We start from the raw sequence: 25,096 nt of genomic DNA, 5'->3' as shown, positions 1-25,096 counted from the left end.
TTTGCTTTCGTGCAATCTGCATGAATGGCCATCGTGCATCCTGCATTTTGCAGGTACGTCGGCGACTCGATGGAACCAATTGGCGTGGGTGAGATCACGATTTTTCACACCGTTGTTGTGGATCAAGATCCCGGATACAAAACATTTCAAAAACCGCGTGTACAGCTCAAGAACCGTTGACGTATTTTCGGATTCAGTCATCGCAGCCCGACAATAAAAAGATCGAACGGGAGCATCATGAGCCGCACGTCAAACGACACGATTACCTGGGGCATGATGCTCCGCAAGTTGCCTTCCATTGCCAAAGCCATCCCTCGGGTGGTGAAGGGCATGAAGGTCGCCAACGTCAAGGACCCGACCCAGGCGTGTGGTTTGGGCTGGAGTTTCGAGCAAGCCACCCTGCACAACCCGGATGGCCCGGCGCTGTTGCAAGGCGAGGTAACGCTCAGTTATTGCGAGGTCAACCAATGGGCCAACCGCATCGCCCATCACTTGATCGGCCAAGGCATCGGCAAGGGTGATGTGGTGGCGGTCTTCATCGAGAACCGCCCCGAACTGCTGGTGACGATTCTGGCGGTGGCCAAGGTCGGCGCGATCAGCGCGTTGCTCAATACCTCACAGACCCGCGACACCCTGGTGCACAGTGTGAATCTGGTGGCGCCGGCGGCGATCATTGTCGGGGAGGAGTTGGTCCCGGCGTACCTGGCGGTGCGTGACCGGGTGTCGATCAAGGCCGAGCGCACCTGGTTCGTCGCCGATCAGGACACCTCTCGCCAACCGGGCATCGCACCTGAAGGTTTCATCAACCTGATGACCGTCAGTCTTGATGGCGCCAGTGACAACCCGGCCAGCAGCCAGCAGATTTTCTTCGACGATCCCTGCTTTTACATCTACACCTCGGGCACCACGGGGCTGCCCAAGGCGGGCGTGTTCAAGCACGGACGCTGGATGCGCAGCTCCGCGAGTTTCGGCATGATCGCCCTGGACATGCGTGCGGACGATGTCGTTTATTGCACCTTGCCGCTGTACCACGCCACGGGGCTTTGCGTGTGCTGGGGTTCGGCCGTCAGTGGTGCCAGCGGGTTCGCCATCCGCCGCAAGTTCAGCGCCAGTCAATTCTGGAACGACGTGCGCAAGTACCGGGCGACCACCATCGGTTATGTCGGCGAACTGTGCCGCTACCTGGTCGATCAACCACCCAGCGCCGACGACAACCGGCACGGCGTGAAGAAGATGATCGGCAACGGCTTGCGTCCCGGCGCCTGGAACGAGTTCAAGACCCGCTTTGCGGTGAATCACATTTGCGAGCTGTACGCCGCCAGCGACGGCAATATCGGGTTCACCAACATTCTGAATTTCGACAACACCATCGGTTTTTCCCTGATGCGCTGGGAGCTGGTCGTATACGACCACGACAGCGGTGCACCGATTCGTGATGCCAAGGGCCTGATGCGCAAGGTCGCCAAGGGCGAGCAGGGGTTGTTGCTGGCGAAAATCGACGACAAGGCACCGCTGGACGGCTACACCGATCCGCAGAAAACCGCCAGGGTCGTGCTCCACGATGTGTTCGAGAAGGGCGACCGCTACTTCAACACCGGTGACCTGTTGCGCAACATCGGCTTTGGGCATGCGCAGTTTGTCGACCGCCTGGGCGACACCTACCGCTGGAAGGGCGAAAACGTCTCGACCACGGAGGTGGAAAACATCCTCCTGCAACATCCGCATATTTCCGAAGCCGTCGCCTATGGCGTGGAAATCCACAACACCAATGGCCGGGCCGGGATGGCGGCGATTACCCCCGCCGAATCCCTGGCGACCCTGGACTTCAGTGAACTGCTGGCCTTCGCCCGTGAGCAAATGCCGGCCTATGCGGTGCCATTGTTCCTGCGAGTGAAAGTGAAAATGGAAACCACCGGGACTTTCAAATATCAGAAGACCCGACTCAAGGACGAGGCCTTCGACCCGGGCAAAACCGGTGATGACCCGATCTATGCCTGGCTGCCGGGGACCCAGACTTACGTGCAGGTTACGGAGCAGTTGTTGTCTGACATTCACGGCGGCAAGTACCGCTATTGAATCTGGCTATGGCGGTCCATGAGAAAAAACAAGTGACAGTGCCGGGAGCGCTCGGGAAACTGTCGGCTTTTACGAATGACAGAAATTGGAGTGCCCAATGTCAGACAAAAGCCGCCAGATGACCCCCGAAGAAGCCGCCGAATTCACCGAACAGGTATTCAACAAGGCTCGGGAGGGCGATGCGGCGATGATGGCTGCGCTGTTGACCAAGGGTTTGCCGCCGAACCTGCGTAACCACAAGGGCGATACGTTGCTGATGCTGGCCGCGTATCACGGTCATGTGGACACAGTTAAAGTGCTGCTGGAGCACAAGGCCGATCCGGAGATCCGCAACGACAATGGCCAGAGCCCGATTGCCGGGGCCGCCTTCAAGGGCGACCTGGCGGTGATCAAGGCCTTGGTCGACGGCGGTGCACAGGTAGAAGGTTCGTCCTTCGACGGCCGCACGGCGCTGATGATGGCGGCAATGTTCAACCGCGTCGAAGTGGTCGACTACCTGATCAGCAAGGGGGCCGACCCGAAAGCCAAGGACGCCAATGGCATCACCGCGCTGGAAGCGGCTAAAACCATGGGCGCTTCCGATACGGTTGCGCAGTTGCAGAAGCTCTTGGGCTGATATCGACGAATTTGTGGTTGATGATTCCTTTGTGGCGAGGGAGTTTTTGTGGCGAGGGAGCTTGCTCCCGCTCGACTGCGCAGCAGTCGCAAATCCATTCAGCGCGGTCTGTCTGACAAATCGCATCGTCTGATTTTGGGGCCGCTTCGCGACCCGACGGGAGCAAGCTCCCTCGCCACAGGTTTATGCCTGTCCCAAGCGATCAGCGACAGAATGCGCTATCCTTCGCGCCCTCAAAATCCCCCTCGCTACAGGATCCGCCCCATGAAAGCCGCACTCGCCGAACTCATCAGCAAAATCAGCTCCGGGTGCATGGGCGAAGACGAAATCCTCAAGGTCGCAGACGAAGCGGCCCAGGCCTACGCCGATCAGAATGCTTTCCTGACAGCCAATCCGGACATCAACTACGACGAAACCTTCCCGATCCCGCTGGGTGAGTGGGTGGTGGTCGGCAGCCTGCCGGAAACGGTGCTGTTCCAGGCTGACACCTACATGGACCTGTTCGCCCGGATCGTCGCTTCGTTTGGCCCGGGAGTGGAGTTCAATCTCAAGCCCAAGCAACTGGCCAAGACCGAAGCCCTGACCGCGCTCAACCGCATCCAGGTGCAGATGAGCAGCCTGAACAAGGAAAACGGTGGCTACACGCTGATGAACTTCAGCCAGTTGCTCGATGACGAGCTGCAGGTGGTACTGGTCTACGGCAACGACGTGCCACGGGTGCTGGAGTTGTGCGCTGAAGTTGGCATCGCAGCCGCACCGTCCCTGGAAGCCCTGAAAGTGGCCATCCACGTCTGATAGCCAGACACTGTCAATAAAACGGAACCCTCGCGACGACCGTCTATCCTAAGAGGGCAAATCACTCTTCAGGAGCGTCACCATGGGTTCCACGTTCAACAGCCTGGTTGCCTTGATCATTTTTGCCCTGGATATCTGGGCCATCGTCAACGTGTTCAAAAGTGGCGCCGAGACCGGGATGAAAATCCTCTGGGTGCTGTTGATCGCGCTATTGCCAGTGCTGGGACTGATCATCTGGGCCATCGCCGGGCCGCGGGGTAATGTCAAATTCTGACGGATTTCCCACAAACAACACTGACCCTGTGGGAGCGGGCTTGCTCGCGAAGAACGATCACGCGGTTCGCCGACAGACCGAGTTGCCTGCTTCGCGAGCAAGCCCGCTCCCACAGGATTGTGGCAAGTCGAACAAGTGAGGTTCGACCTGTCATCTTCCGCGACGTAGAATGCGCGCCTTTCCCGGTCATTCGAGACGAACGAATGGCCATCATGGGCGGGTAACCGTCCGTTGCCACCCGCATTCATCGGAGCACTTCCCATGAGCAACACCCCGACCAGCGACTACCTGGAAACCCTCTACGAAGGCTACGGCCAGCGTTTTCGCATGGAAAAACTGCTGCACGAAGTGCGCACCGAACACCAGCACCTGGTGATCTTCGAAAACCCGCGCATGGGCCGGGTCATGGCACTGGATGGCGTAATCCAGACCACCGAAGCCGACGAATTCATCTACCACGAAATGCTTACCCACGTGCCGATCCTCGCCCATGGCACCGCCAAGCGCGTGTTGATCATCGGCGGCGGCGATGGCGGCATGTTGCGTGAAGTGGCCAAGCACCGCAGTGTCGAACACATCACCATGGTCGAGATCGACGGCACCGTGGTCGACATGTGCAAGGAATTCCTGCCGAATCACTCCAAGGGTGCATTCGATGATCCGCGCCTGAACCTGGTGATCGACGACGGCATGCGTTTTGTCGCCACCACCACTGAAAAATTCGACGTGATCATTTCCGACTCCACCGACCCGATCGGGCCGGGCGAAGTGCTGTTCTCGGAAAACTTCTACCAGGCCTGCCGCCGCTGCCTGAACGAAGGCGGCATCCTGGTGACCCAGAACGGCACGCCGTTCATGCAGATCGAAGAAGTGAAGACTACCGCTGGTCGCCTGCGCAGCCTGTTCCCGGACTGGCACTTCTACCAGGCCGCCGTGCCGACCTACATCGGCGGCTCGATGACCTTCGCCTGGGGCGCCACCAATACCGCTTATCGCAAGTTGTCCCGCGAAACCCTGCAACAGCGTTTCACGGGCAGCGGCATCGTCACCCGCTACTACAATCCTGAAATTCACATCGGCGCCTTCGCCCTGCCGCAGTACGTGTTGCAGGCAGTGAACAAGCCAAGCAACGACTGATCTTTCAGTCCACGCACCAAACCTGTGGGAGCGGGCTTGCTCGCGAAGAGGGTGTGTCAGCCAGCAACTCTGTCACTGACATACCCTCTTCGCGAGCAAGCCCGCTCCCACACTGAATTGCGGCGGAACAATCGGCCAGCTAACAAGGTCGAGATAGATGTAAGCCCATCCATGGGTTTTATCGAGGAGGCACCAATGCAAAAGTGGAAGGTCACTTTCGTGGATGATCATGGCGAAACCGTCGACGAAGTGTTCGAGTGCATCGAGCGCCCGGACTACGAGCGTGCCGCCAGGCTCATCAAGGCCCGATTTCTTCCTGTCGTCGCCGAACTGGATCTGAACGATCTAGAGGGGCGGACCGCCGATGCGTGTGTCAAAGAACTCAAGTTCCAGAACAGCATTCAAATCCTCGGTATTTCTCCAATCTGAACGACACCTGTCGCATTCACATCCAGACCTTGGCAGAGGCTCTATCTTGAGGCTACTCTGCAAGCGAGATCAGCGATTGAATCGCTAAGGTCTGGTCTTGTCAGCTCCATGCTTGTTTCCCGCCGGCTCATTGGTTGCCGTCGCTCGCGCTGTTCGGTTGCGGGTGAGGGAGTACGGAAAGTCTATCCATCGTTTTGAGGAGGACGTTTCATGAGCACAGCCTATCAAGAAGACATCAGCAGCAGCGTGTTGCGCCGCATGAAAGAAGGCGGTTTTGACTTTTCACGGTTTCATCCCATCGAGTTCTACGCCATTTTCCCGGACGAGGAGCGGGCACGCAGGGCGGCAGGTCATTTCCACCGTGGTGAATCCCTGAATGCGCAAGTCAGTGTGCGCGACGACGGCGCCTGGGCTCTGGAGTTGAGCAAAGTCATGTATGCCACCTACGACGACATCGGCGACTTCGAACAGGGTTTCGAAGCGGTGGTCGAGCCGTTGGGCGGCATTATCGAAGGCTGGGGTGTGAAACAGGAGGTACGAGGGCGACTCGCATAACCTTATGGACAGTGACAACCGGCAATGACGGCTGACCTTCGGGTTGGCCGTTTTCATTTGGGGGCATTGAACATCAGCAAAAAAAAGCCGCCTGGGCAGGCGGCTAAAAGGGAAGTTCGGTGAGCTTTTCAGCGAATGCCCGGATTATCCGCACCCGTTGCCGGGCAGTGAAATCAACTCTGGCTATGCTGGTGATAGGCGACCACTACGCCTTGCAATGAAGCGGGGGCAATCAGGTTGGGGCATTTGTCGCACAGGATTGGTGCGGTGACTGCGTCTTGATTATCCAACCGATTGAAATTTAAGCGTTTATGCCGATGGCACGGGCCTTGCGAAGGTCTGGACGTCCGAGTGACAAGGAGTACGGCATGATCCGAACCTATTTTGATGAGATGTACGATGCCGGCGGCCAGGTCCGCCCGCATTATCGGGAGTTTGCCCGTTGGCTGGCCGAGACGCCTGACGAGCTTCTGGCACAACGGCGACGCGAGGCCGATCTGTTGTTTCATCGCGCCGGGATTACCTTCACGCTCTACGGGGACGAGCAGGGCACAGAGCGCCTGATTCCATTCGATACCATCCCGCGCAGCATCCCCGCCAGCGAATGGCGGATTGTCGAGCGCGGCTGCATCCAGAGAGTCAAGGCGTTGAACATGTTCCTCGCCGACCTCTATCACGAGCAGCGCATCATCAAGGCCGGGATCATTCCGGCCGAGCAGGTGCTGGCCAACGAGCAGTACCAGTTGGCAATGCAGGGGCTGGACCTGCACCGCGATATCTATTCGCACATCTCTGGCGTCGACCTGGTGCGCGACGGCGACGGCACCTACTACGTGCTCGAAGACAATCTGCGAACACCGAGCGGCGTCAGCTACATGCTCGAAGACCGCAAGATGATGATGCGTCTGTTCCCCGAACTGTTCGCGGCGCAACGCATCGCCCCTATCGACCATTACCCGAACCTGCTGCTCGACACCCTGAAAAGCTCAAGCCCCATCGATAACCCGAGCGTGGTGGTGCTGACGCCGGGGCGCTTCAACAGTGCGTTCTTCGAGCATGCGTTCCTGGCGCGGGAAATGGGCGTGGAACTGGTGGAGGGCGCTGACCTGTTCGTGCGTGACGACAAGGTCTACATGCGCACCACCGACGGGCCGAAAGCGGTCGACGTGATTTATCGTCGCCTCGATGACGCCTTCCTCGATCCGCTGGCCTTCAATCCGGAATCGATGCTCGGCGTGCCCGGGCTGCTGTCGTCCTACCGTTCCGGCAACGTGGTGCTGGCCAATGCCATCGGCACCGGGGTGGCGGACGACAAGTCGGTGTATCCGTTTGTTACCGACATGATCCGTTTTTACCTCGATGAAGAACCGATCCTGAAGAACGTGCCGACCTGGCAATGCCGTAACCCGTCTGAACTTTCCCACGTACTGGCCAATCTTCCAGAACTGGTGGTCAAGGAAACCCAAGGCTCTGGCGGGTACGGAATGCTGGTGGGGCCGGCGGCGACGGCGGCGGAAATCGAAGCCTTCCGTGCGCGCATTATCGCCAAGCCCCATGCGTACATCGCGCAACCGACGCTGTCGCTGTCGACCTGTCCGACCTTTGTCGAAAACGGCATCGCGCCACGCCACATCGACTTGCGGCCGTTTGTTTTGTCGGGCCGTGAAACCCGGGTCGTACCCGGCGGTTTGACCCGTGTCGCCCTGCGCGAAGGCTCCCTGGTGGTCAACTCCTCCCAGGGCGGCGGAACCAAGGACACCTGGGTGGTCGAGGATTAAAGGAAGCCTGCCATGTTAAGTAGAACTGCCTCGGATTTGTATTGGATGTCGCGTTACCTGGAGCGGGCGGAAAACCTCGCACGGATGCTCGACATCAGCTATTCGCTGTCGCTGATGCCGCAAGACGGCCGTGGCGACGGTTTGCACGAACTGGCCATGCCGCTGTTGATCACCGGCACCCTCGACGATTACCTGGAGCGCCACGGCGAACTGCATGCCGAACGGCTGCTGCATTTCTTCGCTCTGGATGCGGCCAACCCGGCGAGCATCTACAGCTGCCTCGGTGCCGCACGGGCCAGCGCCCATGCGGTGCGTGGGCGCATCACCGCCGACATGTGGGAAAACATCAACGCCACCTGGCTGGAAATTCGCGGCATCGCCGAACAGGGTCTCAGTCGCTACGGCATGAGCCGTTTCTGCGAGTGGATCAAGGAACGTTCCCACCTGTTCCGGGGCGCGTCCTACGGCACCATCATGCGTAACGATGCGTTTCGCTTCATTCGTCTGGGGACCTTTATCGAACGGGCGGACAACACCTTGCGCCTGCTCGATGCCCGCTACGAAATGGCTGGCGATCAGGCCGCAGCGGTCAGCGATGGCACTGCCCATGCGTATTACCAATGGAGCGCGTTGCTGCGGGCGTTGTCGTCATTCGAGGCCTACACGGAAATCTACCGCGACGCCCCCGGCGCCCGGCATGTCGCCGAATTGCTGTTGCTGCGTGCCGATGTGCCGCGATCCCTGCGCGCCTGCACCGAAGAAATCGACCTGATCCTCGCGCAATTGCCGGGGGCCAACGGTCGTCCCGCACAGCGCCTGGCGGCAGAAATGGACGCACGCCTGCGCTACACCGGCATCCATGAAATTCTCGAAGAAGGCCTGCACGCCTGGCTGACCGAGTTCATCCCGCTGGTGCGCCAGTTGGGTAACGCGATTCACAGTTCTTATCTGGAGGCCGCATGAGACTTTCCATTAGCCACGAGACCACCTATCACTACGAAGACAAGGTGCGGGCGAGCATCCAGTACCTGCGACTGACTCCCCACGACAGCGAGCGCCAGCACGTGCTCAGTTGGCAGCTCGACCTGCCGCGCCCGGTGCGCGCGCAACTCGATCCGTTCGGCAACATCCTGCATGTGCTGACCATGGACGAGCCCCACGAGGCGATCATCATCGGCGCCCGTGGCCAGGTCGATATCGACGAAATGCGTGAGGCCGAGCACGAGAGTCAGTCGGCACTGCCGTTTCTGCGTTTCACCCGTTTGACTGAAGCTGACGCCGCCCTGCGTGCGTTCGCCGAGAAGGAATGCAAGCAGCGTCGCGATCGCACGGCGCTGATCGATTTGATGCACGGCCTCAACCAGCATATGACTTACACGCCGGGCTCCACGGAAGTCGACACCAGCGCGGCCCAGGCGTTTGCCGGGCGTTCCGGCGTTTGTCAGGACCACACCCATGCGTTTCTTGCCTGCACCCGCAGCCTGGGCATTCCGGCTCGATATGTGTCGGGGTATCTGTACAGCGAAAACAGCGAACACCTGGCCAGTCACGCCTGGGCTGAAGCCTGGCTGGATGACGCCTGGTACAGTTTCGACGTGACCAATGAACTGGCCCGGCCGGAACGCCATCTGAAACTGGCGGTGGGCCTGGATTACCTGGATGCCTGCCCGGTACGGGGTATGCGCCGGGGCGGCGGGTGTGAGCAGATGCATGCCAAGGTGCTGGTGTCACCGACACCCGCGCCGGTGATTTCGGTGCAGCAGCAGTAGAGTTCGGGATACCGCTTCGCGAGCAAGCCCGCTCCCACAGGGGGAACACATTCCAATGTGGGAGCGGGCTTGCTCGCGAAGAGGCCAGTCCATGCAGCACAAGTCTTAGGGCTTCACCTTACGCCCAACCATATGCTTCAAATACCCCACCAACATCCCCAGCTCCCCATCCGGCAACACTTCGGCCGAGAACCCGGGCATCTTCGCCTGCGGCCACTGGCGCAAGCTCTGTGGGTCGCGAATGTAGCGCTTGAGGAAGTCCGCGCCGAAGTACTCGGTCGGGTTGTACGGAATATTCAGGTCCGGCCCGAACTGCGCGTCCCCGGCACCATTGAGTCGATGACACGCCAGGCAGTTCTTCTGGAACAACGCAAAACCCTTGTTCACCGGATCATCCGCCTTCAAGGCCGGATCGGGCAGCAGGGCGGGAAAACGCTCGGCCACGGGCGCCAGGCGTTTAATGCTCGCCACCTGGAACGGCCATTGTTCGGGGCTGATATTGCCGGCCTGCGGATTGGCCCAGACCAGATAGAACGGCCCGGCGCCCGGCTTTCCTTCTGCTAGCGGTGGCCACGGTTTGGCCGGGTCTTCAATCGCCAGCCAGGCCCGTGCACCCTGGGTATTAAGCAGCGGCGCCGCGGCCATTTCGGCGGCAAAGCCATCCAGGGCCACGGCTTGCAGGTGGTCGTCGGGCTTGATGCCGGTCAGCAGTGCGGACAGTGGCACTGCGCGGTAACTCATGTCCCGTTTGTAGGAAACGTCGTTGTTGATGTTGATGGTCTGGACTTGAGGGTGCTTGAGCAGTTCCTCGGTCTGCCAGGTGCGACTGTTCGCGCCCAGCTCCAGGTTCAGCTGTGCGGCATACAGGGGCGAGCCGAACAGCAGGGCCCCGAGCAGAATGAGCATTTTCAAGTGATCGCCGTCCATGTCGTGCAAGTGCCGCAAAGATTGGCACAGCCACGCTGGCCCGGGTAGCGGGCCAGTCACATTTTGATAGTGGCAATTCAAAACCGTGACGCCGTATCTTTTAGACGCGACTAGCCGATCACCTTGGTCAGGTTCGGCAATATCAACAACAGCGTGGTGGCGAAAAGGATGAGTCCGGCTTGACGTACTTTCGATTGTTTGAACATGGCTTGACCGCCTTTTTTGTTATTTCCTGATGCCTGCCTGCATATCTCCATGATGGCAGCGCGTTGCACTTCCTGTAGTGACGAGCGCCTCGGCAAAACCCGACGACAACTTCGTACAAGTTCACCTTAGAGGCCGCGCAGCGCTTGGTTTAGATCCATTTCGTATGGTGTTGTTACGATTTGCTTTAAAAAAGGCATGAGGCCTATTGCCAGCTTCTTTGGCGCCCGTTGGCTAGACAGCTTGGTGTCCTGAATCGGTTAATCCGGTAGCTGACTACCGTCCGTCTGAGCGTCAGCGTCAACGTCTGTGAGCGCTGCGGTCATTGAATCAAACGTGAGTCGGGCCAAGAGTGAGCACTCGGTATTTATCCACCTGCACTGCGGTTCGAGGACGTCATGACCCAAGCATTGATTTTCGACGCGTTACGCACGCCCCGTGGCAAAGGCAAGGCCGATGGCGCCTTGCACAGCGTCAAACCGGTGAACCTGGTGGCCGGTTTGCTCACCGCACTGCAACAGCGCACGGCGCTGGACACCAGCCAGGTCGATGACGTGGTGCTCGGCTGCGTGACGCCGATTGGCGATCAAGGCTCCGACATCGCCAAAACCGCTGCTCAGGTGGCCGATTGGGATGTCAGTGTGGCGGGGGTACAGATCAACCGTTTCTGTGCTTCGGGGCTGGAGGCGGTCAATCTCGGCGCGATGAAAGTGCGCTCCGGTTTTGAAGACCTGGTGGTGGTCGGCGGTGTCGAGTCGATGTCCCGGGTGCCGATGGGCAGCGATGGCGGGGCCTGGGCGCTGGACCCGGAAACCAACCTGCACAGTCACTTCACGCCACAGGGCGTGGGCGCCGACCTGATCGCCACCCTTGAAGGCTTCAGCCGTCAGGATGTCGATGCCTACGCGCTGCATTCCCAGCAAAAGGCTGCGCGGGCCCGGGCCGACGGTTCGTTCAGCAAGTCGCTGGTGCCGGTGCAGGATCAGAACGGCATCATCCTGCTCGATCACGATGAGTTCATCCGCGCCGATTCGACCCTGGAAGGCCTGGGCAAGCTCAAGCCGAGTTTCGAGATGATGGGGCAGATGGGTTTCGATGCCACCGCGCTGCGGGTCTATAGCCATGTCGAGCGGATCAACCATGTTCACACCCCCGGCAACAGTTCCGGGATTGTCGATGGCGCGGCGCTGATGCTCATCGGCTCCGAAGCCAAGGGCCGGGCGCTGGGCTTGCAGCCACGGGCGCGGATCGTCGCCACGGCGGTCACCAGCACCGATCCGACCATCATGCTCACCGGCCCCGCGCCGGCGACCCGCAAGGCATTGGCCAAGGCCGGGCTGCGGGTCGAGGACATCGATCTGTTCGAGGTCAACGAGGCGTTCGCTTCGGTGGTATTGAAATTCATCAAGGACATGGCCGTCGATCCGGACAAGGTCAATGTCAACGGCGGTTCCATCGCCATGGGCCATCCGCTGGGTGCCACCGGATGCGCCATTCTCGGCACACTGCTGGATGAACTGGAAGCCCGACGCCTGCGTTATGGCCTCGCGACCCTGTGTGTCGGCGGCGGCATGGGCATTGCCACCATCATCGAACGCCTCTGAGCCCGGACTTCAAGGAATCTCGTTATGAACGAAGCCATTCGTTACGAAAAAGGCCAGGACCAAATCGTCGTCCTGACCATCGACCTGCCGGGCCAGAGCGCCAACACCATGAACGCGGTGTACCGCGAGGCCATGGCTGACTGCGTTGCGCGGCTGGTGGCCGACAAGGACAACATCGCCGGAGTGATCATCACCTCGGCCAAGAAGACTTTCTTCGCTGGCGGCGACCTCAATGAACTGATCAAGGTCGACAAGCCCCAGGCGAAAGCCTTCTATGACATGGTGCTGAGCCTCAAGGGCCAGTTGCGCACCGTGGAAACCCTCGGCAAGCCAGTGGTCGCCGCGATCAATGGCGCCGCATTGGGTGGCGGCTGGGAAATCTGTCTGGCCTGCCATCACCGCGTGGCGCTGGACAACCCGTCGGTGCAACTCGGCCTGCCGGAAGTCACCCTCGGCCTGCTGCCTGGCGGCGGAGGCGTGGTGCGCATGGTGCGTATGCTCGGCCTGGAAAAAGCCCTGCCTTATCTGCTTGAAGGCAAGAGGGTGCGACCACAACAGGCGTTGCAGGCAGGATTGATCGACGCACTGGCGACCGATCACGAAGACCTGTTGGCCAAGGCAAGGGCGTGGATTTTCGCCAATCCGGTGGCGGTGCAGCGCTGGGACGTGAAGGGCTACCAGATTCCGGGCGGCACACCATCAAATCCGAAAGTCGCCCAGATGCTGGCGATTGCGCCGTCGATCCTGCGCAGCAAAACCCAGGGAACGATGCCCGCGCCGGAGAAGATCCTGTGCGCGGCGGTCGAGGGCGCCCAAGTGGATTTCGATACCGCGCACCTGATCGAAACCCGCTACTTCACCGAGTTGACCACCGGCCAGATTTCGAAAAACCTGATAGGTACGTTCTGGTTCCAGCTCAACGAAATCAATGCCGGTGGCTCGCGGCCTCAAGGTTTTGCGCCTTATGTCACCCGCAAGGTCGGCGTGCTCGGCGCCGGGATGATGGGCGCCGGTATCGCGTTTGTCAGCGCATCGGCGGGTATCGATGTGGTGCTCAAGGACATCACCCTCGCCGCGGCAGAGAAGGGCAAGGCGCATTCGGCGGCGCTGCTGGACAAGAAAGTCGCTCGCGGACAATTGAGCATTGAACAGCGTGATAGCGTTCTGGCACGCATTCAAACCACCGAAAGCGATGCCGACCTGGCCGGTTGCGACCTGATCATCGAGGCCGTGTTCGAGGATCGTGACTTGAAGGCCAAGGTCTCGTTGGCGGCGCAGAAGGTTGTCGGCGCGGACGCCGTGATCGCCTCCAATACCTCGACCTTGCCGATCAGCGGCCTGGCGTGCGCCGTGCCCGATCAGAGCAAGTTCATCGGCCTGCATTTTTTCAGTCCCGTGGACAAAATGCCGCTGGTGGAAATCATCAAGGGCGCCAAAACCAGCGACGAAACCCTGGCCCGCGGATTCGATTACGTCCTGCAAATCAGGAAAACCCCGATTGTGGTCAACGACAGCCGCGGTTTTTTCACGTCGCGGGTGTTCGGCACCTTCACCAACGAAGGCATCGCCATGCTGGGCGAAGGCGTCAACGCGGCGATGATCGAGACTGAAGCGCGCAAAGCCGGCATGCCTATAGGACCGCTGGCGATCTCTGACGAAGTTTCCCTCAGTCTGATGAGCCATATCCGCCTGCAAACCGCCAAGGACCTGCAAGCAGAAGGTAAACCGCTGATAGAACACCCGGCATTTACCGTAATTGACGTGCTGCTCAATGATTTCAAGCGTCCGGGCAAGGCTGCCGGTGGAGGTTTCTACGAGTATCCGGCGGGCGGCCAGAAACACCTGTGGCCTGAGTTGAAAACCCGCTTCGAGAAAACCGACGGGCAGATTTCGCCGAAGGACGTGCGTGATCGCCTGCTGTTCGTGCAAGCCATCGAAACCGTGCGCTGTGTGGAGGAGGGCGTGTTGACCTCGACGGCGGATGCCAACGTTGGCTCGATCTTCGGTATCGGTTTCGCCGCCTGGACCGGCGGAGCGTTGCAATTTATCAACCAGTACGGCGTGCAGGACTTTGTCGCCCGGGCGCAGTATCTGGCCAAGCAATATGGCGAGCGGTTCGCGCCACCCGCATTGCTGCTGGAGAAGGCGGCCAAAGGGGAGACGTTCTAAGGGGGCGATGACGCATTTCGGGGCTTGCCTTGTCACGGTGTTTCGAGGCAGGCTCTGGGGTGTGCATTATTCCCATCACGTGTCAGGTATTTTTTATGTCGTTACGCATCTGCATTCTGGAAACCGACCACCTGCGTCCGGAATTGGTTGACCAATATCAGGGCTACGGGCAGATGTTCAAACACCTGTTTTCGCAGCAGCCGATTGCCGCCGAGTTCACTGTCTACAACGTGGTGCAGGGTGAATACCCAAGCGACGACCTGGCGTTCGACGCCTACCTGGTGACGGGCAGCAAGGCTGACTCCTTCGGCACCGACCCGTGGATCGAAACCCTCAAGAAATATCTGCTGACCCGCTACGAGCGCGGCGACAAGTTGTTGGGCGTCTGCTTCGGCCATCAGTTGCTGGCACTGCTGCTCGGTGGCAAGAGCGAACGCGCCACCCAGGGCTGGGGCGTCGGCACGCACAAGTACAAAATGGCCGCCAAGGCGCCATGGATGAGCCCGGTGCGCGAAGAACTGACGTTGCTGATCAGCCACCAGGATCAGGTCACGACGCTGCCGGAAAACGCCACGGTCATCGCTTCCAGCGATTTCTGCCCGTATGCCGCCTACCACATCAACGATCAGGTGCTGTGCTTCCAGGGGCATCCGGAATTCATCCACGACTACTCCCGCGCCCTGCTGGAGATTCGCCAGCAGGCACTGGGCGAGCAGGTCTACTCCAAAGGTATCGCGAGCCTGGAACAGGAACACCACGGCACCACGGTTGCCGAGTGGATGATGCGGTTTGTCGCGCACAAGCCGGGAGCTGTTTAAAACCTGTAGGAGCGAGCCCTGCTCGCGATGGTCGTGAACGATAACGCGCCAAACCTGACAGCCCACGGTGCTCTCAGGTTTTTCGCGAGCGAGCTCGCTCCTACAACCAACCGGACTTCTTGAAACTCGCCCACAACCCCAGACAACCCACCGTAATAAACCCCAGCACCCCGAAGTAGCCGTATTGCCAGTTCAACTCCGGCATGTTCTGGAAGTTCATCCCGTAGATCCCCGCCACCGCCGTCGGGAAGGCCAAGATCGCCGCCCAGGCCGCAAACTTGCGTTGCACCACGCTCTGGCGTGAGGCCTCCAACAGCACCCCGACCTCAATCGTCTGGCTGGCAATATCCGCCAGCGTCGTCAGGTCTTCCATCTGCCGCGTCACATGAATCTGCACATCGCGAAAGTATGGCCGCATGTTCTTGTCGATGAACGGGAAACTCAGCCTCTGCAGTTCCTCTCCTATCTCAATCATCGGTGCCACATAACGACGCAAACGCAAAACATCACGACGCAGGCCATGTAGCTTCTGGATGTCGTAGTCATTCAGCACGCCGCACAACACATTGCCTTCCAGCTCATCGATTTCCGCGTGAATGGCTTCGCCCATCGGCTGGTAGTTTTCGATCACAAAATCGAGGATGGCATAGAGTACGAAATCTTCCCCGTGCTCAAGCAATAGCGGACGCGCCTCACAGCGTTGTCGGACATGGGCGTAGGACGCGGAGTGACCGTTGCGCGCAGTAATAATGTAGCCATTGCCGGCAAAGATATGCGTCTCGATGAACTTGAGTTTGCCTTCATCCCGGATGGGCGAGTACGTCACGATGAACAGCGCATCGCCGAAGGTTTCCAGCTTCGGCCGGCTGTGCTTTTCCAGGGCGTCTTCAATGGCCAGTTCGTGCAGGTTGAACTGGCGTTGCAGATTGTAGAGCTCCTCGGCGTTCGGCTCCTCGAGGCCGATCCAGACAAAGTGCCCGGGCTTTGCAGCCCAGGCGGCGCCTTCGTCGAGGGTGATATTGGTGACTCTCTTACCGGCGCTATAAACCGCAGCAGCAACAACTCTACCCATGATGGTGGTTCACTTCTTATTGGCAGCTTTCTATTAGCGATAAACGCAATGGCAGGCATTGTTCAGCTTAGCCTTGGCGATGCTTGAGAGTCAGCTAAATCTGCAGAGTTCAGGGGCAAAAGAAAACCCGCACTTGGCGGGTTTCATTCAGGCAGCTTGCAGTTGCCGGTCCATCGATTCGATGCATTCACGCATCTGCTCGCGACACTGGGCAATCAGCATGGGCATGTCGTCCAGGCTCAATCCGGCGGTGGGAATCGCCGGCAACGAACGAATCAGAATTTTCCCACTGCGCCAGCGGTTCAATCGCATGTGTTTGACGTAACTACTGACACACACCGGCACGATCGGCACCCCGGCGGCAATGGCCATCTGGAAGGCGCCTTTCTTGAAGGGCAGCAAGTCCTCACCCAAGTTGCGCGTGCCTTCCGGGAAAACCCAGATCGAGGTGTCTTTGTTTTGCAGGGTATGGGTGGTGGTCAACATCGAATGGCGCGCCTTGTGCGCATTGCCACGGTCAATCAGCACATTGCCGGCCAGCCAGAACAACTGCCCGAACAGCGGCACCCATTTCAGGCTCTTTTTGCCAATGCACACGGTACGACGGGGCACCACGTTGCCAAACACAAACAGGTCGTAGTTGGATTGGTGATTGGCGACGATCACGCAGCTGTCAGGTTTGTCCATCAACGGTCCGACTTCGGCCTTCACCCGCAAACGCAAAATACACATGGCCGGCCAGGCATACAGGCGTGCGCACAAGCGACTGTTGTCCGGGTTGAACGGCCGGCACAGGCCGAGAATCACACCCAGCACACCCGCCACGATAAAGTGCAGGCCCATCAATGACATACGAAACAAAAACAGCATTTACAGGCCCCACCGGGACAAAAGGTGGCGCAGTGTACGGATGTGCACTGTTTTCGGCAATTGCTGCCAGGGAGGTGGGAGATAGCCGATGTTTGTGCTGATGTTTCCGACTTATGGGTCAGATGCGATCTAGAGCGGTTACAGAGGTTTAACCGCAATACGTATGAAAAAGCCCGACACGACGGTCGGGCTTTTCGTTGTTGCAGATCCGGGCTTAAACCAGATGTTCCTGGTCCTGGATGATCGCGTTGTCCAGAGCCTCCAGCAGCGCTTTGCGCACTTTCAATTTGGTGTTCTTGTGCGCGGTCATGTTGATCTTCTTCAACTGGCGTGCCGCCGCCAGCGCTGCGCCTTGCAGTTCCTCGGCCGACACCACCACATCAAGGAAACCGGCAGCCACGGCGCCTTGTGGATTGAACATCTCACCATTGACCACCGAACGCTGCAGCGCGACTTTGCTCAGGCGATCGCGTGCGATCTCGATGCCCGCGTGGTGCATGGTCATGCCAATCTGCACTTCGTTCAGGCCAATGCTGAACGGACCGTCGACGCCGATGCGATAGTCGGCCGACAACAACAGAAACGCACCCTTGGCCACCGCATGCCCCGGGCACGCGACGATCACCGGGAAGGGGTGCGACAGCAAGCGGCGGGCCAGTGTCGAGCCGGAGGTCACCAGCGCCACGGCTTCTTTAGGGCCAGCCGTCATCACCTTCAGGTCATACCCGCCGGAGAGAATGCCCGGCTGGCCGGTAATGATCACCACTGCACGATCAGTCACCGCCTGATCCAGCGCAGCGTTGAACGCGGCAATCACATCCGGGGAGATGGCATTGACCTTGCCATTGCTCAAGGTCAGGGTCGCGATACCGTCTTCGAGATGGTAAGAAATCAACTCACTCATGACGCTATTCCTTTCAATAAAGTTGGGCAGACGTTACCCACCGCCGCAGGCCAGGTAAAGCGCCGTGACTGACCCGCCAGTCACCCTTTGCCTGCCCGCCAGGCGCAGCCCGCCGTGCCTGCTGCGCATTCCCCTCTATATAGAAGAGGGCACGAAGCCGGAGATTGGCCGGTTTGCCATGGTCCGGAGCGACCGGAAACGTTGAATCGCGTTAAGCGCATGAAAATTCTGAAAAAAATGTTTGCCATCGGAAAAGCTTTCGACTACATTAGCGCGCCTCGACAGACAGAACATGTTTGAAGAGATACGGTGAAGTGTCCGAGTGGCTTAAGGAGCACGCCTGGAAAGTGTGTATACAGGAAACTGTATCGAGAGTTCGAATCTCTCCTTCACCGCCACATTCTGAAGCCCTCGCAAATCAATGGTTTGCGAGGGTTTTTCTTTTTTAGTTGTACTATTCATTACATCCTGCGTTCCATCACTCCGATCTATACCCTTCGCTGTCCCGCTTTCTTGGTTTCGCTCGCAAATCCCCTCGGCAGCTACCGTCAGTCAGTTTGCACCTCGTAGACATCACGCACATGGGTTCACTTGATCTTGTGAAATGGTAAATCATGTCGCCCATAGGGTGAATTATGTCACTCAAAAAGTGCCTCTAGGCCATGTCCCGCGTGTCTCTACTACGTTAGTTTAAATCGCTCTAGCGCATAGTCCTTACCTGCCAAGGTAAGTTCAAAAGTGGTGGCGCCGAACGTACCCCGTGTCACTTTTTGCTTCACAAGACGTTTAGCTTGGAGTTGCTTTAGACCGTCCTCAACTTCCAACTTGCTTAGTGAGACAAGTTTGCAAACTGAGTCTAAATTTGCAATCTTTCTAAAATTTGCATGATAGGTTAAAGCTTCCATCAGCAGCGTTTGGTTATCTGTCAACTGAGGAAACTGAGGGTTGTTCATTTTGTAAACTTTTCGCTCTATCTCGTGTAGCTCGCCGTAAGCTCCGTCAGTGGTGCGGTAGTAGTAAATCGCTACAGTCAGAGTGCTGATTAAAGCCGCGATTATCATCAGCAGCGACCAATTCGGTATTGGCGTTTCTAAGAGAAGCCAGTTCCACGCACGTAGCAGCCAGCCCTTGGTATTTGCCAACAACGTCAGGTCGAAGTAAGTGTCGAGCAGCTTTGTGGCAGATACCAAGGCGAAAAGGAAGCCTCCAGTCGTGTAGGCCACAGCCTTGAAAGTGAAGAGGGAATGATTGCCTTCTGCTGCCATGCGACTCGTCTCCAGTGTAGAGAACCGGTGTTATTAGCATAGCAGTGGAGAAGTGGCACTCAGGCATTGGCATTGACGCGGATGGGGGAGGGATTATTACAGGTAGGAGGGCACCCCTCGCACAGATGTTGCGCAACTCTTCGGGTTACCAACCCCGCTCGCTGAATGTGCAGCGACGTCTGGAGACGTGCCCAGCCAAAAGTAAGGCCAACAAGGCAGTGAACAGCTAAAAACGTAGCAAACGTAACGCCTTACGCAACTCTCGGAGATTGCCTACAACCCCGGCGAGAGTCCCCCCGATATTCTGCTTACTGTGCAAAACAGACCCTTCTACACGAAAACGCCGCTTTCCCGTTCTGGATAAGCGGCGTTTTTCTCAGTGAGTGTTAGAGGCTTCTCCAGCGCATCAGCGATGTCATTCTTCCGTCGGCCCCACCCCGACAAAGAAGCCAAGCCCTACCAGGTGCGTGACGCCCGGGCTTTCCTTGAACAAGCAGGAGTTACCCCGTGAACGTTATGAACTACAACGGCTACTCAGCCAGAGGGGGGCGCACGCCGTCATGACGGTCGCGGTCGGCATGCAGGTAGAGGTAGTTTTTGGCGTTTGAATTTGAGGCAGGGCAAGCATGAGGCTTCTCCGCGCAAGCAGTGACCAAGCCGATCCGGCTGTTAGACTGCCCAATCTTTTCGAACGGAATCGACATAATGCTCAATTCTCGCGCCAGCTTTCGCGGTGCAGCCAAGGTCATCGCGGCTGTTTCGATTGTTTCCCTGTCATCACTGGCCCTCGCATCCACCCCTGCAACTTTTCCCGACGCTCAAGCCAGCGACCCCGCCAGGCTGGGCTGGATGGTCGGTTCTCCACCCCCCGCTGATCGCACCGTGCGTTTTGAAGACGGCAGCTATTTCCAGTTTCCGGCAATGCGCTGGAGTGTTTCGAACTTTCGGCAATTGATGCCGACGATTAATGTTTCGCACGGCCTTGTCGCACCGGTCCCACTAGAGATAGCGCTACGCAAAGATATCGACGGGATCAGTTTTGTCCCGCTTGGCGCCAGGGTGCCGATGACCTGGGAACAATCCCTCGCGGCCACTTACACCGATGGCATTGTGGTGATGCACCGCGGGAAAGTTGTCTACGAGCGTTACTTCGGCGTGTTGAAACCGGACGGCCAACACGCTGCGATGTCGGTGACCAAGTCTGTGGTCGGCACATTGGGAGCCATGTTGGTGGTTGAGGGACGTCTCGATGCCAGCAAGCGGGTTGCCGAATATGTACCGGAACTGACGGATTCTGCGTTTGGCAGCGCCACGGTGCGGCAAGTGCTCGACATGACCACGGGCCTCAAATATAGCGAGGACTATGCGGACCCGAACGCCGAGGTCTGGGCCCATGCCAAGGCGGGCAACCCGTTGCCCAAGCCCAAGGGTTATGACGGCCCTCGCAGTTACTACGAGTTTTTGCAGACGGTGCAACCGCAAGGTGAGCACGGCAAAGCGTTCGCCTACAAAACCGTCAACACGGATGTGCTGGGCTGGGTCATTGCTCGCGCCACCGGTCGCAATGTCGCGCAGCTTTTGTCGGAGAGAATCTGGAGTCGATTGGGGGCCGAACAGGATGCTTACTTCACCGTGGACTCCATTGGCACGCCATTCGCCGGTGGTGGATTGAATACCGGATTGCGGGATCTGGCGCGGTTTGGCGAGATGCTGCGTAACGGTGGCCGCTTCAACGGTCAGCAGATCGTGCCAGAGGCAGTGATCGACGATATCCGTGGTGGCGGTGATAAACAGGCTTTCGCCAGGGCGGGGTACGCATTGCTCAAAGACTGGAGTTATCGGTCGATGTGGTGGGTGACGGACAAGGCGGGCGGGGCGTTCATGGCGCGTGGGGTTCATGGGCAGCGCATCTATGTCGACCCGAAGGCCGAGATGGTTATCGTCCGCTACGCATCCCATCCGGTGGCCAGCAACTCGGCCAACGATCCCGTCACCTTGCCGGCGTTTGATGCGTTGGCTGAATATCTGAACAGGAAGTAAAACCCATGATCACCACTACAACCCATTCCATTGAAGGTCGACAAATAACTGCCTACCTGGACATCGTCAGTGCCGAGTCGGTGCAAGGGATCAACGTCGTCCGTGACGTGTTTGCCGGGATGCGCGACTTTTTCGGCGGGCGCTCCCAGACACTGGAGCGAGCGTTGAAGGAAGCACGCATTCAGGCCACCGATGAGATCAAGGAGCGGGCGCAGGCGCTTCAGGCGGACGCGGTGGTCGGGCTTGATTATGAAATCAGCATGCCGGCCGGCAAGGGCGGGATGGTCGTGGTGTTTGTGACCGGGACTGCGGTCAAGCTCAGGTGAGTGGATGGAGGCCATTCGTCGGGGATGGGGGGATCTGAACGGCAAGTCCGGTAGTGACCGGCTAGTCTGGAAAACCTTGGCGATCGATATTTTTTCAGGCAAAGGGCTTGCCGGTGTCGATCGCGTTTTTACGAGGGGTGAAGAGATGGCTGATCCGTATATCGAAGACGACGGGGCTGAATTTCCCATCAACAACTATGTGCAGTGCGGCCAGACCCAGTATGTGGCCAGCTTCGGTGAAGATCAGACGGAGGTCGACAAGATCAAAACCAGAGCGTGCCGGGTACTGAAGGGCAAGTTTTTACCCAAGGTTACGGCACCGGTCAGGAAGTAATTGACCTGCTAGCGAACCCCGCCTTCGAGCGGGGTTTTTCATGCCTGAGGGTTTTTATGACAAGTTTTTTAAACGGGATTTCTTTCACAAAGTTTTCACAGCATCCTCCGTAGTCTCCACTCATCCGTTAGAAAGCAACACCTGGCCCGTTTCCCCAGCGGGCTTTTTTTTGTCCGTCATAAAACCTTTTCCAAAAATGCTGTCAAACCGTCGCCAATCGCGAAGTTGGACCGGCGTGCTGGACTTTATCCGCGCAAAAGCATTCAATCTCGCCCCCTTTTTTGTTTACCCCTATTTTTTGAGGTTTTTGTCATGCGTTTAACTCTGCCCGCTCTGGTTCTGGGGCTTCTGGTTGCTCAAGGTGCAATGGCTGGCGACGGCACTGCCGCGTTGGGCGGTGGTTTGGGCGGCGCATTGGGTAACGTAGTCGGCCAGAAAATGGGCGGCAGCACTGGCGCAGCGATTGGTGCAGGCGTCGCTGGCGCGGCGGGCAGCGCAGTCGCCGCCAAAAAAGGTCATCGTACCAGCGCTGCTATCGGTGGCGGTGTCGGCGCGGCCGGTGGTTCGGTGATCGGCAATAGCCTCGGCGGCAAGTCCGGTGCCACTATCGGTGCAGGTCTTGGCGGTGCATTGGGCGGCGGCGTGGGTAGCAACCTGGCCAACGGTCACAAGCGTCACTGATCCTGAATGAGCGTTTAAAAGAGCCCGGCTTGATGCCGGGCTTTTTCATATATGAACGTTTTACGCCGCAGCCGCTCAAATCCTCCAAACCCCTGAAGAATGTGAGGCGTATCATGATCCCGAAAACCAACAACAAAAAAAACGGAAGCCTGAGTGCTCGGCGATTGATGTTGCCAGCGATTGTTTTTGGATTGCTGGTTTCTCAGGTGGCGCTGGCAGGAGGTAATGGAGATGCCGCGGTGGGCGGTGGCCTGGGTGGGGTGCTGGGCAATGTTGTTGGTGGGCAGGTGGGTGGCAGCACGGGGGCAGCGGTTGGTGCAGGTGTCGGCGGAGCGGCCGGTAGTGCCATTGCCGCGCCCAGGCACAGTCGTACCGAAGCGGCGATAGGCGGTGGTTTGGGTGCGGCGGGTGGATCGGTGGTTGGCAACAGTCTCGGAGGTTCGACCGGATCGGCCATCGGTGCTGGCCTGGGTGGTGCAGCCGGCGGTGCGGTTGGTAATGATCTGGGGAGTGACAGCGGCCATTCCCATTCCGGTGGCGGTCATAAACACTCGAACAAGCACCACAAGAAGCATCACTAGTTGAGCGAGGCCTGTCATGACTCCGAAAACCAAAGGCAAGGAAGAAAAAGGCTCAAGCGAACTGCCGCTTATCAACGATCCCGGCAATGAAGATCCGGGATCGCTGATGGATGATGCGACGGTGCCGCTGAACGATGCTGATGATGCGGGCGATGTGGGGAATATTGAGTTTGGAGATGAGGAAGAGGACGAAGATTGATTGAGCTTCGTTGCCGCATTGACGGACTGTCACCCTGATCGAACGCGTTTATCAACCTGTCCTCGAAACATCAGGGCCTGTGTTTCAGGCCCGTTGACCCGTCCGCCGGATGATGCAGGTGTGGGGCAAACTCAGTAGTTGCAAGCTATTCGATGTCCCCAAAAGAGCTTATCCATTGGCGCCTGAAAGCTCTCTGTTCTGATATGTCATGAGTGATGTCCTGATCTTCAAAATCAAAAATGCCAACGATTTGATCAAAGGTGGCTTTTTCTCCCAGCTTCACCTCATAGGCAATAGCCCCATTACTCATCTGAGAGCACATGCTCGATGGATAAACGTTGATTTTTGCTCCTTTGCAAAGAAACTTTATCTCAGGGAAGTCTCGTCGAATTTGAGCCAAACATTCAAATAGATCATAACCAGTATAGACTTTTCTGAATCCATTTTTTCTAATGAATGTTAGTGAGCTATAGGTGTCTATTAGAGTTGCGTTTTCGATGGTGTCGCCTATTTGTAGTTTTATTTTGATTTTTGCCATTTGTGGTTGCTGGCCTTGTACCCTGCTAGAGTCGAGTGAGGGTTTTTTGATGTGTGTCTCGGTATTTATTGATTTCGGATTTGTCTTTTAGTCAGGTCTTAAGGATTCGATCCATTTTTTATAGAAGGTTTTTTGTTCTTCAATACTGCTAGTTATGTCTTTGTCTTCGTAGTCAAAAATTCGGACTATATTTTCTTCTTCACTGGGCTTTCCGAGTTCTACCTCGTATGCGACTAAACCCTTGGACATTTGGGAGGACATTCGCGAGGGGTGGACATTTAATTTTGCTCCCTTGCATAAAAATTTTATATCAGGGTAATCCGCTCTTAACATGCCAAAGCATACATAGAGGTCGTAGGCTGAGTAAGTTTTTTGGGTGCCGTCTTGCATTGTAAATGTGAGGGACGGCTTCCTTCTGTCGCACTCAATTGTGGCTGTTTCTATTGAGCCTTGAATGTTGATTGTTATCTTAATTGGCTTCACGGTTTTTTCCTGTGGGGGTTTGGTATTGAATAACCTTTATAGCTGCCATCCTCGTGGACGGGGGTGGCGCCTACGATGTCGTGGTTTTTTATTCCACCGGGAAACGCTATCTCAACCTCTCGCCTATGTGGTGACATGAGCCCGAGTTCTTTGTTTACATCTATTCCTTTAATGTTTTTCAGCACATAAACGTATCCATCGACAATTCCATAGCCTGTAGCAAATTTTTTTGCCTCACTTTCTTTGATTGACGTGCTTACAAAAAAACTTGGAGGGTTTCGGTTATCTAAGGCATGTAAGTAAAGATCCGTGCTGTCACCCCAAGGTTCGAATCCCGCCTCAAAAATTTCCCAAGGTTCTCGATCATCACCGCGGTATAAATAATTATGCTCTTGTTTTGGACTAGGAGAACCAGGCGCCCCTTCATCAACCTTTACCTTCCTCGTCGGATCCCGCTCCCCCAACGACGGTTTCTTGCACCCATCCCCACCCGGACAATCCGCCAACCCCAACGGATCCACCCACCCGGTCGGATTCCGTGTGTACCGGTACGGGTTCAACCCGCCGGCCAGCTTGACCGGGTCCGGCGTCAGGTAGCGCCCGAGGTCCGGGTGGTAGTAGCGATGGCGGTTGTAGTGCAGGCCGCTTTCGG

27 protein-coding genes, 1 tRNA gene and 1 pseudogene are annotated in these 25,096 nt (G+C 57.7%); 21 read left to right on the top strand and 8 right to left on the bottom strand.

Annotated elements, in window-relative coordinates; all coding sequences use genetic code 11:
- Positions 1-237 precede the first annotated feature (237 nt).
- The 10 genes from PMI28_RS11815 to PMI28_RS11860 all read left to right on the top strand — a co-directional run bounded on the left by PMI28_RS11815 (position 238) and on the right by PMI28_RS11860 (position 9,429).
- Positions 238-2,076 (top strand): long-chain-acyl-CoA synthetase, encoded by a 1,839-nt coding sequence (locus PMI28_RS11815; protein WP_007988101.1) that lies wholly within the window; start codon positions 238-240, stop codon positions 2,074-2,076.
- A gap of 97 nt (positions 2,077-2,173) precedes the next feature.
- Positions 2,174-2,692: an ankyrin repeat domain-containing protein gene (locus PMI28_RS11820; protein WP_007988100.1), complete on the top strand. Its 519-nt coding sequence runs from the start codon at positions 2,174-2,176 to the stop codon at positions 2,690-2,692.
- Positions 2,693-2,956: 264 nt separating this feature from the next.
- Positions 2,957-3,487 carry a hypothetical protein gene (locus PMI28_RS11825; protein ID WP_007988099.1) on the top strand — a complete coding sequence of 177 codons (531 nt, stop codon included), beginning with the start codon at positions 2,957-2,959 and terminating at the stop codon, positions 3,485-3,487.
- A gap of 82 nt (positions 3,488-3,569) precedes the next feature.
- A complete protein-coding gene (locus tag PMI28_RS11830) occupies positions 3,570-3,761 on the top strand; it encodes a PLDc N-terminal domain-containing protein (RefSeq protein ID WP_007988097.1) in 192 nt (63 codons plus the stop codon).
- Between the two features lie 261 nt (positions 3,762-4,022).
- Positions 4,023-4,898: a polyamine aminopropyltransferase gene (gene speE, locus PMI28_RS11835; protein ID WP_007988095.1), complete on the top strand. Its 876-nt coding sequence runs from the start codon at positions 4,023-4,025 to the stop codon at positions 4,896-4,898.
- A gap of 195 nt (positions 4,899-5,093) precedes the next feature.
- Positions 5,094-5,327: a hypothetical protein gene (locus tag PMI28_RS11840; protein ID WP_007988093.1), complete on the top strand. Its 234-nt coding sequence runs from the start codon at positions 5,094-5,096 to the stop codon at positions 5,325-5,327.
- A gap of 210 nt (positions 5,328-5,537) precedes the next feature.
- Positions 5,538-5,882: a ribonuclease E inhibitor RraB gene (locus tag PMI28_RS11845; protein ID WP_007988090.1), complete on the top strand. Its 345-nt coding sequence runs from the start codon at positions 5,538-5,540 to the stop codon at positions 5,880-5,882.
- 368 nt (positions 5,883-6,250) lie between these two features.
- A complete protein-coding gene (locus tag PMI28_RS11850) occupies positions 6,251-7,660 on the top strand; it encodes a circularly permuted type 2 ATP-grasp protein (protein ID WP_007988088.1) in 1,410 nt (469 codons plus the stop codon).
- Between the two features lie 12 nt (positions 7,661-7,672).
- Entirely contained in the window at positions 7,673-8,623 is a 951-nt protein-coding gene (locus PMI28_RS11855) for an alpha-E domain-containing protein (RefSeq protein ID WP_007988086.1), read from the top strand.
- Positions 8,620-9,429 (top strand): transglutaminase family protein, encoded by an 810-nt coding sequence (locus PMI28_RS11860; RefSeq protein ID WP_007988084.1) that lies wholly within the window; start codon positions 8,620-8,622, stop codon positions 9,427-9,429. The genes PMI28_RS11855 and PMI28_RS11860 overlap by 4 nt, the downstream gene beginning before the upstream one ends.
- A gap of 105 nt (positions 9,430-9,534) precedes the next feature.
- Here PMI28_RS11860 and PMI28_RS11865 read toward each other — a convergent pair whose 3' ends face one another.
- Positions 9,535-10,356 (bottom strand): c-type cytochrome, encoded by an 822-nt coding sequence (locus PMI28_RS11865; protein ID WP_007988082.1) that lies wholly within the window; start codon positions 10,354-10,356, stop codon positions 9,535-9,537.
- Between the two features lie 602 nt (positions 10,357-10,958).
- On the opposite strand from PMI28_RS11865, the gene PMI28_RS11870 reads away from it, so the two are divergent.
- The 3 genes from PMI28_RS11870 to PMI28_RS11880 all read left to right on the top strand — a co-directional run bounded on the left by PMI28_RS11870 (position 10,959) and on the right by PMI28_RS11880 (position 15,151).
- Positions 10,959-12,164, top strand: coding sequence for an acetyl-CoA C-acetyltransferase (locus PMI28_RS11870; protein ID WP_007988079.1), 1,206 nt, complete (start codon positions 10,959-10,961; stop codon positions 12,162-12,164).
- Positions 12,165-12,188: 24 nt separating this feature from the next.
- Positions 12,189-14,333: a 3-hydroxyacyl-CoA dehydrogenase NAD-binding domain-containing protein gene (locus PMI28_RS11875; protein WP_007988078.1), complete on the top strand. Its 2,145-nt coding sequence runs from the start codon at positions 12,189-12,191 to the stop codon at positions 14,331-14,333.
- 95 nt (positions 14,334-14,428) lie between these two features.
- Complete coding sequence (locus tag PMI28_RS11880) at positions 14,429-15,151, top strand: amidotransferase (protein ID WP_007988076.1); 723 nt, start codon at positions 14,429-14,431, stop codon at positions 15,149-15,151.
- A 100-nt stretch (positions 15,152-15,251) separates the two neighbouring features.
- Here the strand turns inward: PMI28_RS11880 and PMI28_RS11885 are convergent, their stop codons facing one another.
- From PMI28_RS11885 to PMI28_RS11895, 3 genes are all read right to left on the bottom strand, one after another.
- On the bottom strand, positions 15,252-16,223 hold the full coding sequence (locus PMI28_RS11885) for a magnesium and cobalt transport protein CorA (RefSeq protein ID WP_007988073.1): 972 nt from the start codon (positions 16,221-16,223) through the stop codon (positions 15,252-15,254).
- A 147-nt stretch (positions 16,224-16,370) separates the two neighbouring features.
- Positions 16,371-17,093, bottom strand: coding sequence for a lysophospholipid acyltransferase family protein (locus PMI28_RS11890; protein WP_007988071.1), 723 nt, complete (start codon positions 17,091-17,093; stop codon positions 16,371-16,373).
- Positions 17,094-17,307: 214 nt separating this feature from the next.
- Positions 17,308-17,997, bottom strand: coding sequence for a crotonase/enoyl-CoA hydratase family protein (locus PMI28_RS11895; protein WP_007988070.1), 690 nt, complete (start codon positions 17,995-17,997; stop codon positions 17,308-17,310).
- A 308-nt stretch (positions 17,998-18,305) separates the two neighbouring features.
- On the opposite strand from PMI28_RS11895, the gene PMI28_RS11900 reads away from it, so the two are divergent.
- Positions 18,306-18,395 (top strand) — tRNA-Ser (locus tag PMI28_RS11900).
- Between the two features lie 282 nt (positions 18,396-18,677).
- Here PMI28_RS11900 and PMI28_RS11905 read toward each other — a convergent pair.
- Complete coding sequence (locus PMI28_RS11905) at positions 18,678-19,262, bottom strand: hypothetical protein (RefSeq protein ID WP_007988069.1); 585 nt, start codon at positions 19,260-19,262, stop codon at positions 18,678-18,680.
- Between the two features lie 421 nt (positions 19,263-19,683).
- On the opposite strand from PMI28_RS11905, the pseudogene PMI28_RS31145 reads away from it, so the two are divergent.
- The 7 genes and pseudogenes from PMI28_RS31145 to PMI28_RS11925 all read left to right on the top strand — a co-directional run.
- A pseudogene (locus PMI28_RS31145) lies at positions 19,684-19,773 on the top strand (type II toxin-antitoxin system HicA family toxin); the annotation flags it as partial.
- A gap of 194 nt (positions 19,774-19,967) precedes the next feature.
- The gene (locus tag PMI28_RS11910; protein ID WP_007988068.1) at positions 19,968-21,302 is read left to right on the top strand and encodes a serine hydrolase domain-containing protein; all 1,335 of its coding nucleotides are present in this window, start codon (positions 19,968-19,970) and stop codon (positions 21,300-21,302) included.
- Positions 21,303-21,307: 5 nt separating this feature from the next.
- Positions 21,308-21,628 carry a YbjQ family protein gene (locus PMI28_RS11915; RefSeq protein ID WP_007988067.1) on the top strand — a complete coding sequence of 107 codons (321 nt, stop codon included), beginning with the start codon at positions 21,308-21,310 and terminating at the stop codon, positions 21,626-21,628.
- Between the two features lie 145 nt (positions 21,629-21,773).
- Complete coding sequence (locus PMI28_RS0128655) at positions 21,774-21,962, top strand: hypothetical protein (RefSeq protein ID WP_033063424.1); 189 nt, start codon at positions 21,774-21,776, stop codon at positions 21,960-21,962.
- A gap of 312 nt (positions 21,963-22,274) precedes the next feature.
- Positions 22,275-22,643, top strand: coding sequence for a hypothetical protein (locus tag PMI28_RS11920; RefSeq protein WP_007988063.1), 369 nt, complete (start codon positions 22,275-22,277; stop codon positions 22,641-22,643).
- A gap of 113 nt (positions 22,644-22,756) precedes the next feature.
- The gene (locus PMI28_RS31140) at positions 22,757-23,224 is read left to right on the top strand and encodes a YMGG-like glycine zipper-containing protein (RefSeq protein WP_050548699.1); all 468 of its coding nucleotides are present in this window, start codon (positions 22,757-22,759) and stop codon (positions 23,222-23,224) included.
- Positions 23,225-23,240: 16 nt separating this feature from the next.
- Complete coding sequence (locus PMI28_RS11925; protein ID WP_007988058.1) at positions 23,241-23,423, top strand: hypothetical protein; 183 nt, start codon at positions 23,241-23,243, stop codon at positions 23,421-23,423.
- Between the two features lie 145 nt (positions 23,424-23,568).
- Here the strand turns inward: PMI28_RS11925 and PMI28_RS0128645 are convergent, their stop codons facing one another.
- The 3 genes from PMI28_RS0128645 to PMI28_RS11935 form a co-directional block, all read right to left on the bottom strand.
- Positions 23,569-23,961, bottom strand: coding sequence for a hypothetical protein (locus PMI28_RS0128645; RefSeq protein ID WP_033063417.1), 393 nt, complete (start codon positions 23,959-23,961; stop codon positions 23,569-23,571).
- Positions 23,962-24,048: 87 nt separating this feature from the next.
- Positions 24,049-24,444: a hypothetical protein gene (locus PMI28_RS11930; RefSeq protein ID WP_007988056.1), complete on the bottom strand. Its 396-nt coding sequence runs from the start codon at positions 24,442-24,444 to the stop codon at positions 24,049-24,051.
- Positions 24,441-25,096 (bottom strand): RHS repeat-associated core domain-containing protein (locus tag PMI28_RS11935; RefSeq protein WP_007988054.1); only part of this gene is annotated, 656 nt, incomplete at its 5' end. The genes PMI28_RS11935 and PMI28_RS11930, both read right to left, overlap by 4 nt.

Origin of the sequence: Pseudomonas sp. GM48 (assembly GCF_000282335.1) — a bacterium.
In the GTDB taxonomy this organism is placed as follows: domain Bacteria; phylum Pseudomonadota; class Gammaproteobacteria; order Pseudomonadales; family Pseudomonadaceae; genus Aquipseudomonas.
The sequence above is the reverse complement of the archived record's forward strand: the minus strand, read 5'-3'. Positions and strand labels throughout refer to the sequence as shown.